6 protein-coding genes are annotated in these 8,890 nt (G+C 70.6%); 2 read left to right on the forward strand and 4 right to left on the reverse strand.

Features of this window, described 5'->3' with window-relative positions; genetic code table 11:
* Positions 1-154: 154 nt before the first annotated feature.
* From MKK67_RS00875 to MKK67_RS00885, 3 genes are all read right to left on the reverse strand, one after another.
* On the reverse strand, positions 155-1,492 hold the full coding sequence (locus tag MKK67_RS00875; protein WP_243961007.1) for a tlde1 domain-containing protein: 1,338 nt from the start codon (positions 1,490-1,492) through the stop codon (positions 155-157).
* A gap of 271 nt (positions 1,493-1,763) precedes the next feature.
* Entirely contained in the window at positions 1,764-3,086 is a 1,323-nt protein-coding gene (locus MKK67_RS00880; protein ID WP_243961009.1) for an AmpG family muropeptide MFS transporter, read from the reverse strand.
* Between the two features lie 94 nt (positions 3,087-3,180).
* A complete protein-coding gene (locus MKK67_RS00885) occupies positions 3,181-3,741 on the reverse strand; it encodes an RBBP9/YdeN family alpha/beta hydrolase (protein ID WP_243961011.1) in 561 nt (186 codons plus the stop codon).
* 104 nt (positions 3,742-3,845) lie between these two features.
* Here MKK67_RS00885 and MKK67_RS00890 point away from each other — a divergent pair, with 104 nt between their 5' ends.
* Positions 3,846-4,340, forward strand: coding sequence for an Lrp/AsnC family transcriptional regulator (locus tag MKK67_RS00890; RefSeq protein ID WP_243961014.1), 495 nt, complete (start codon positions 3,846-3,848; stop codon positions 4,338-4,340).
* A 95-nt stretch (positions 4,341-4,435) separates the two neighbouring features.
* Here MKK67_RS00890 and mfd read toward each other — a convergent pair whose 3' ends face one another.
* On the reverse strand, positions 4,436-8,044 hold the full coding sequence (gene mfd / locus MKK67_RS00895) for a transcription-repair coupling factor (protein ID WP_243961020.1): 3,609 nt from the start codon (positions 8,042-8,044) through the stop codon (positions 4,436-4,438).
* Between the two features lie 236 nt (positions 8,045-8,280).
* Here mfd and MKK67_RS00900 point away from each other — a divergent pair, with 236 nt between their 5' ends.
* On the forward strand, positions 8,281-8,493 hold the full coding sequence (locus MKK67_RS00900; RefSeq protein ID WP_243961023.1) for a hypothetical protein: 213 nt from the start codon (positions 8,281-8,283) through the stop codon (positions 8,491-8,493).
* The last annotated feature ends 397 nt before the right edge of the window (positions 8,494-8,890 follow it).

Consider the following 8,890-nt stretch of genomic DNA (forward strand, 5'->3'; position numbering starts at 1 on the left):
GGGACCCAGCACACGAAGCGCCGCGCCAGCGGCACAGGTCGATCGGACGGACGCTGCGCGCCGTCGTGTGCTGGGTCCCGGGTCGCATTCCGCTGGCGCTGCATGCGCCCGGGAAAACGGCCGTGCAGACCGGCTCGACGCTATGTCCTGGCTCTCAGCCCCGCCGGCCCGGGCGGTCGACCATGCCGACCCGGCCGCCGAAGAAGTCGCCCCGGCTGCCCGCCACCACCACGAGGCGCCGGACCTCGCCCCGCAGGAACGCCTGCAGGAAGCGGTTGTAGTCGCGGAACGAGACGCAGCCGTTCGAGGCGCCGGGCTGGCGCAGCATGTAGGTGTGGGCGAGCAGGCCGTCGCGGCCGTGGATCGCGCCGCTGCCACCCACAGGGTTGAGGCGGATCGCCCGCACGCCGTGGAACAGGCGCTCGCGCTCGGTCAGGTCGTAGGTGGCGGGGGGCGTCGAGCCGCGCATGCGCAGGTGGACGTAGCGCGGATCGTCCATGGCCTCGCCGAGGCCGGAATGGGCCTCCAGCACCTCGCCGGAGGGCAGGGTCACGGTGCGGGCGCTGATGTCGTAGACGGCGGTGCCGGCGACCGATTCCGGGGCGGCGCTGATCCGGGTGCGCGGCGCCTCCTGGGGCAGGGCGTCCGGGCTGGCATAGGCCAGCGCCTGGCGCGGCTCGGAACGGGGCGCGGCGGCGCCGACGCCGAACAGCTTCTCGAGGAAGGACGGCTCCTCCGCCATGGCGGCGCGGAACACGTCGCGGGTACGGGGCAGGGCGCGGGTGGCGACCCGAGGGGCCGGGGCCACGGCCGGGCGCCGCAGCTCGGACGGCCGGGCCACCGGCAGCGGGACGACGCTCGGCGCGAGGGCCGCGGGCGTCGGCTCTGCGGCGGCGATCCGGACCGGCGCGGCTGCCTTGGCGGGCACAGCGGCGGCTTGCGCGATCGGGGCTCGGACAACGGGGGCCTGCACGACGGGAGCCGGGGCCGGCTCGGCCGCGGCCATCCGGGCCTGGACCACCTTGCGGGCGACCCGCTGGGCGATCTCCCGGACCGCCGGGGACGGCTCGGCCACCGCGACCTGGAAGGACGCGGCCGGGGGCGGGGCCCCGAAGGCCGTGGCGGCGCCGGAGCCGAGCGCCGGGCTCGGATCGAGCATCCAGGCGATGCTCGGCCGCGGCGTAGGCCGGGCTTCGGGGGCGGGTTGCGCTTCGGCCACCGGGGCGGGGGCGCTCCCGAGGGTCGGCAGGGTGATCGGCAGGCCGTGCGGCAGGGTCAGCACGGTCCAGCCGGCCATGGACAGGGCGGCCAACGAGATCAGGGCCGTCAGCCGGGCGCGGCGGCGGGCGCGCCGCATGGCGCTCGGGTAGGGGGCCCGGGTCAGCGGCGCGTAGGGCGCCTCGTAGACAAGCCGCGGATAGGCCGCCGGGGCAAGGGCCGGAATCGGGGCCGCGTCGCGGTACGCGGGTCTGGAATACGCAACCTGGGCCATGCGGGAACTCGCGTACGCGCTTCCCCACATGGCAGCCGCCGCCGTTCGCCCGCGGAGGCATTTTCCGCGCACGTGGCCTGGGTTGCCCGTCTGGGGAGGACATCAACCGTCCAGCCCATTAGGCCTCCCCATGGTTAATCTTGGCTAAAGAGCCGGATGCCTCGGGCGGGCCGACATGGAACACTCGTCGAAGCGCCGCGGAACACCAGAGTATCGATCCGAAAATCGGTCGCTTGCCCTCCGAAGACTGCTGCGGCCGACACTCGGCACCTTACCCGGCCGCCGCCTCCATGGGCCCGTGCCGGCGCGCCACCAGGAGACACAGCAGCGCCACCGGCACCCCGATCAGGGACGTGCCGACGAAGAACCACGCGAACCCGGTCCGCTCGATGACGAAGCCCGAGAACCCGGCGAGGACGCTGCCGGGCAGGGCGCAGAGCGAGGTCAGCAGGGCGTACTGGCTGGCCGCGTGCTCGGTGGCCGCGAGCCGGGACATGTAGGTGATCAGCACGATCGACGCGAAGGCGTAGGCGAAGCCGTCGATCCCGACCGTGACCGCGAAGGTCCAGAACGCCGCCCCGCCATGGCCGCCGTGCCAGGCGAGATAGGCGAGCGCCAGATGCGAGGCCGAGGCCACTACGGTGCCGATCAGCAGGCTCGCCATCATGCCGATTCGCGGGATGATCGCGCTCGCCAGGAAGGTGCCGCCGAGCGCGATCCAGAAGCCGAACAGCTTGGTCACCGTGGCGATGTCGGTGTTGGTGTAGCCCAGCGTCTTGAACAGCGGGATCGCCATGGCGTTCGAGACGTAGCCGGGCATCCGGAAGCCCGCCACCAGCGCCAGGACCGGTACCGCCAGGGGCCCGAGCCGGGCGAGCAGGTCGCGGATCGGCGCCCAGACGGTCTCGACGAATCCGGCGGCCGGGGGCGCCGTGGCGGCGGGGGGTTCGGGCGCCAGCAGCGCCGCGATCGTGCCGGGGGCGAGGAGCACGGCCATGCACAGATAGGCGGCGCGCCAGCCATAGGCATCGGACAGGTAGAGGGCGCCGGCCCCGGCCGCGAGGTTGCCGATCCGGAAGCCGATCTCGGCCCAGGACGACATCAGCGCCTGGCGCTCGGGCGGCGCGGCGGTGATGCGCCAGCCATCGATCACCACGTCCTGGGTCGCGCCCGCCACCCCGAGCGCCAGCGAGAACGCCACCGTCCAGGCGAGCCAATGCGCCGGATCGCCGAAGGCCACCCCGGCCAGCGCCAGCGCCACCAGGATCTGCGCGGCGACGATCCAGCCCCGCCGCCGCCCGAGCCAGCGCCCGAGCAGCGGCGCATCGTGCCGGTCGAGGAACGGCGCCCAGAGGAACTTGAGCTTGTACGCGATGGTCAGCTCGCTCATCAGCCCGATGGTGGCGAGCGGCACCTTGGCCTGGACCAGCCAGGCCGACTGCGTCGCGTAGACGAGCAGGAACGGAATGCCCTGCGCGAAGCCCAACCCCAGCATCGCCACGACCCGCCGGTCGGTGAACAGGGGCGTCAGGAAGGCGTTCTTGTCGGACCTGTCCGGGCCGGACGCGCCGGTGGCCTGCGCCGGGTTTGCCATCCGGGCATCTCCTGGGCTGTGAGAGGGGTGGGAACAGAGGGGGGCGTGCGACGCAACCGGGCGAAACCTATGCTGCAATGCCAATGATCGGGGGTCACGCCCTCGTGACCCCCGCACCGGCCTGGACGCGGGTCACGAAGTCCCTCAGGAGCGCCCGACCGTCAGGCCAGTCGCCCAATCCGCTCTGGCCGTTGATGTGGCCGGCCGCGCCGATCACCGTCAAGGCGCTCCCCCAGTGCTCCGCCTGCCTCCGGACATAGGGCAACGAGCCGTAGGGATCGTCGGTGCTCGCCACGATCAGGGACGGAAAGCGGAATCGCATCCGGGGAATGTCGGCGAACCCTGCTGCCGGGGCGGGAAAGACCGGAGACGCGGGATCGGGCACGGCCACCAGCACCGCCCCCGCGATTGGCCGGTCGGACACCCGATGCCAATGGGCGACCAGCAGGCAAGCCAGGCTGTGAGCCACCAGGACGGGCGGCGTTCGCGCGGCGCGCACCGCGTGCTCCAACGCGGCGATCCAGTCGGACAGGTCCGGTTCGTCCCAGCAGGCCGGGGCGAAGCGGCGTATGGAGGGATCGTCCGCTTCCCAGCGGCTGTGCCAATGGCGCCGTCCGGAATTGCCGATGCCGGGCAGATGAATGATGTCGGTCATGTGTGAAAACGGGGTTGTCGCCCCGTCCGTATGCCCGTTTGCATGTACCGGAAACATACGCAACCATCGGCGAATCACCCCCGCATCCGATGGATTCAAAGTCGATGGCCAAACGCACCGAGCCGCGGACCGAACTCGATCCGACCGACATGTCCATGCTCGAAATTCTGCAGGATGACGGGCGTATCAGCGTCTCCGAACTGGGACGGCGCGTCGGCCTGTCTCAGCCGGCGGCATCGGAACGCCTGAAGCGACTCGAAGAGCGCGGGATCATCACCGGTTATCGGGCGATCATCGACCCCGTGTCCGTCGGGCTTGGAATGATTGCGGTGATCCGCCTTCGGACAACGCATGAACACATCAAGGCGTACCTGAAGCAGTTTGCGGACATGCCGCAGGTCATCGAGGTCCTGCGGTTGACCGGCGAGGATTGCTTCCATCTCAAGGTGATTGTGCCATCCCCCGCCGAGCTGGAAAGCATCGTCGATGCCGTGGCACGCTACGGTTCGGTCACCACGGCGATCGTCCTGCGCAGCGAGCCACCCAAAGCCATCGGGCGCGTGCTGATGAAGCGCCCGGGCATCGTCACGAAGGATTGAGGCGTGCTGACGAGGCCCCTCAGGACGAGGGGATGCGTTGGAGGGACGCCGATCAGGACCACGCGAGCCCTGGCCCTTCCTCGGCAGCCCTCCCCTCACGCCGCAGTCTTCACCCGCTCGGCGATCTTCACCAGGCTTCGCAGCACCTCCGTGGCGGTCTTGAGCCGGGCCGGGATCGTGGTCAGCTCGCGCACGAACACGACGCTCATGTCGGGCCGCACCTTGGCGAAGGAGGCCTGCTCGGCCACGAACGCCACCAGCCCCTGCGGGTTGGCGTAGGACTTGTCCCGGAAATGGACGACCACGCCCTTCGGGCCGGCCTCGACCTTCTCGACATTGGCCTTGAGGCACAGGATCTTGATCGTGCCGATCTTGAGGAGCTGCTCCACCTCCGGCGGCAGCGGCCCGAATCGGTCGATCATCTCGGCCCCGAAACTCTCCATCTCGGCATCGTCCTGGAGGGTGGCGAGCCGCCGGTAGAGGGACAGCCGCGCTCCGAGATCCTCGACATAGGTCTCCGGGATGGTCACGGGAGCGCCGAGCGCGATGGTCGGCGACCACGCCTCCTCGGGCACGTCCTCGATGCCAGCCTTGAGCGCCGTGACCGCGTCCTCCAGCATCTGCTGGTAGAGTTCGTAGCCGACCTCCTTGATGTGGCCGGACTGGGCGTCGCCCAGGAGGTTGCCGGCGCCGCGGATGTCGAGGTCGTGGCTGGCGAGCTGGAAGCCCGCGCCCAGGGTGTCGAGGGTCTGCAACACCTTGAGCCGCTGCTCGGCCTGAGTCGTGAGCTGGCGGTTGGCCGGGGTCGTGAACAGCGCGTAGGCCCGGGCCTTCGAGCGGCCGACGCGGCCGCGCAGCTGGTAGAGCTGGGCCAGGCCGAACATGTCGGCCCGGTGCACGATCAGCGTGTTGGCGGTGGGGATGTCGAGGCCCGATTCCACGATGGTGGTCGAGAGCAGCACGTCGAACTTGCCCTCGTAGAAGGCGGTCATCACGTCCTCGAGCTGGCCCGCCGCCATCTGGCCGTGGGCGATCGCGACCTTGATCTCCGGCATCTCGGCGTCGAGGAATTTTTTGACCTCCGCCAGGTCTTCGATGCGCGGCACGACATAGAACGACTGGCCGCCGCGGTAGCGCTCGCGCAGCAGCGCCTCCCGGATGGTCAGCGGGTCGAACGGCGTCACGAAGGTGCGCACCACCAGCCGGTCCACCGGGGGCGTGGCGATGATCGAGAGCTCGCGCACGCCGGTCATGGCGAGCTGAAGCGTGCGCGGGATCGGGGTCGCCGAGAGCGTCAGCACGTGGACATCCGCCTGGAGCGCCTTCAGCCGCTCCTTGTGGGCGACGCCGAAATGCTGCTCCTCGTCGACGATGATCAGGCCGAGATCCTTGAACGCGATGTTTTTCGCCAGGAGCGCGTGGGTGCCGACCACGATGTCGACGGTGCCGTCGGCGAGCCCGGCGCGGGTCTGCTTCATGTCGCCGGCCGAGACGAACCGGGACAGCTGGGCGATCTGGATCGGCAGCCCCGTGAACCGCTCGGTGAAAGTCCGAAAGTGCTGGCGGGCGAGCAGGGTGGTCGGCACGATCACCGCCACCTGCTTGCCGGCGATCGCCGCCGCGAAGGCGCCGCGCAACGCCACCTCGGTCTTGCCGAAGCCGACATCGCCGCAGACCAACCGGTCCATCGGCCGGCCGGCATTGAGGTCGTCCAGCACCGCGTCGATGGCGTTGGCCTGGTCCTCGGTCTCCTCGAACGGGAAGCGGGCGGCGAACTCGCCGTAAAGGCCCTCCGGCGCCTTGAGCACCGGCGCCTTCCGGACGAAGCGCTGGGCCGCGACCTTGATCAATTCGCCCGCCATCTCGAGGATACGGCGCTTCATCTTGGCCTTGCGGGCCTGCCAGGCGCCGCCGCCGAGGCGGTCGAGGGCGACCTCCGAATCCTCCGAGCCGTAGCGGGTCAGGAGCTCGATATTCTCCACCGGCAGCAGCAGCAGGCCGCCGGTGTAGCTCAGCTCCAGGCAATCGTGCGGCGCGCCGGCGGCGTGGATCGTCTTCAGGCCGGAGAACCGGCCGATGCCGTGGTCGGCATGGACCACGAGGTCGCCGGGCTGCAGCGCCTGCACCTCCAGGATCACGTCCTGGGGCCGCTTGGCCTTGCGCTTCTGGCGCACCAGCCGGTCGCCCAGGATGTCGCCCTCGGAGACGACGGCGAGTTCGCCCACCGTGAAGCCCGCCTCCAGGCCCCAGACCGCCACGGCTGAATCGGCGCCGCGCTTCAACGCGTAGACATCCGACAGGCGGGTGATCGCCACGGGTTTCTTCAGGCCGTGGTCGGTGAGCACGCCGCAGAGCCGGTCGCGGGAGCCGTCGGACCAGGATCCCAGGATCACGTGATGCCCGGATCCCTGGAGGTCGCGGATATGGGCCACCGCCGCGTCGAACACGCTGGCGCTCTCGTTCGCGCGCTCCGGGGCGAAGTTCCGCCCGGCCTTGGCGCCGCAATCGATGACGGCGCGCTCAGGGGATTCGGGCTGGGCGAAGGGCGTCAGCCGCGCCACGGTGGCGGTCGCGATCCGCTCCTTCAGCTCGTTCGGGGTCAGGTACAGAGCGCGCGGCGGCAGCGGCTTGTAGGGGGCGACGCCGGACTGGGGCGTCTTCATCGCGCCCTCGCGGGCCTGGTAGTAATCCTGCACGAGGCTGATCCGCTCGGCGGCGGCGTCCTCGACCTGCGGGTCGAACACCAGCGGCACGCCGGGAAGATAGTCGAACAGCGTGTCGAGGTGATCGTAGAACAGCGGCATCCAGTGCTCGAGGCCGGCATAGCGGCGGCCCTCGCTCACGGTCTCGTAGAGCCGGTCGTCCCGGGTCGCGGCGCCGAAACTCTGGATGTAGCCCTGGCGGAAGCGCCGGATCGTCTCGGTGGTGAGCTGGACCTCGCTCATCGGCATCAGGTCCAGCGAGCGCAGCTGGCCGGTGGTGCGCTGGGTCTCCGGGTCGAAGGCGCGGATCGATTCGAGGGTGTCGCCGAAGAAGTCGAGGCGGATCGGCGCCGGCAGGCCGGGGGGCGACAGGTCCAGGATGCCGCCGCGCACGGCGTACTCGCCGGTGTCCCGCACCGTCCCGGTGCGCAGAAAACCGTTGGCCTCGACCCAGGCGACCACGTCGTCCATCGCCACGACGTTGCCGATCGCCGCCGAGAACGCCTCCTTGGCGATGTGGCCCCGGGGCGGCACCCGCTGCACCAGGGCGTTGACCGTGGTGCAGAGGATGCGCGGCCGATCCTCGGCGGAGCGGGTCCGGGCGAGGCGGGCGAGGGCGGTCATCCGGGCGGCGGCCGTGGCCGTGGTCGGCGAGACCCGGTCGTAGGGCTGGCAGTCCCAGGCCGGCAGGTTCATCACGTCCATCTCGGGCGCGACGAAGCCGAGGGCCGACTGGAACGCCGCCGAGCGCCCGTAATCGCGCGCGACGTGGACCAGCACCGCCGGCGCATCGACGGTGGGCGCCAGGGCGCGGGCGAGATCGGCCACCGCCAGGGCGTCGAACCCCTCCGGCGCGTTCGCCAGGACCGGGCTGTCGCCGCGCTTTAGGGCCTCGAGCACCTGCGCGAGCGCCGAGGATTTCGGCAGCGCGAAGCGCGCGACCTGCGGCTTGGCAGCGGGGGCAGGGGGCTTCGGGGAGGATTTCGGCTGGGGCTTGGCCATCGGGTCTTTCGCGGGGAGTCCCGCCGGGCACAGGGAGGGCTGACGCGGGCCGGCGTTAGCCCATTGAGCCGTCGTGATAAAGCGTTTCGGCGGCGGCGTTCGGGTGGCTGACGGTGCCCTATATGGCAGCGACGCTCCAGCAGGGAACGCGTGTTCAGGTGCGATTCGGGGATGCGGGCGCTTTCGATGGAGGCGCGGCACTTTCGACGCGCCGGACGATCGCAGGAGCTCTCGCCATGGCGCATGCCGACGCGATCCTGTTCACACGCCGAGCGGATGGAACGCTGCTGCAGCGCCATCCCGATGGTGCATCACGCCCGGTAGTTGCCGAAAGCGACCGCGCCAAGTTCGCGGCCCTGACGGACGAAGAGATCGAGCGCATGAGCACGTCCGACCCGGATCATCCTGGCCTCGACGATGCCTTCTGGGAACGGGCGACACAGGTTTGAGGCGCTGTCGCTCTTGCAGACCGCGACTCGCCCCCTCTCCCGTGCGGGCTAGCGGATTCACAGATCGAGTTCAGCCCTTTTTGTTTGCGCGACGGCCCGTGCTTCGGCTCCATCATCGGTGCGGGTATCCCCTCGCCCCGCTTGCGGGGAGAGGGCTTCGGCGACCTTGTCGTCGCCGGAGCGATGCGGCAGCCGAAGGTGAGGGGGTGGGTCCGGAGGAGTCTCGTCCTCCACCGCCCCCTCACCGCCGCTCCGGCTTCGCCTGCGCTTCCCGCACGGACGACGAGGTCCGTGCGGGCCTCTCCCCGCAGGCGGGGCGAGGGGACCCGCGCTTCGTCCGCAGCTGCCTGAACATCGTAGCACGCACGGGTGAGGGACCCGCGCGCTTCACCATCGC

This window comes from Methylobacterium sp. J-072 (assembly GCF_022829425.1).
Classification (GTDB): Bacteria; Pseudomonadota; Alphaproteobacteria; order Rhizobiales; family Beijerinckiaceae; genus Methylobacterium.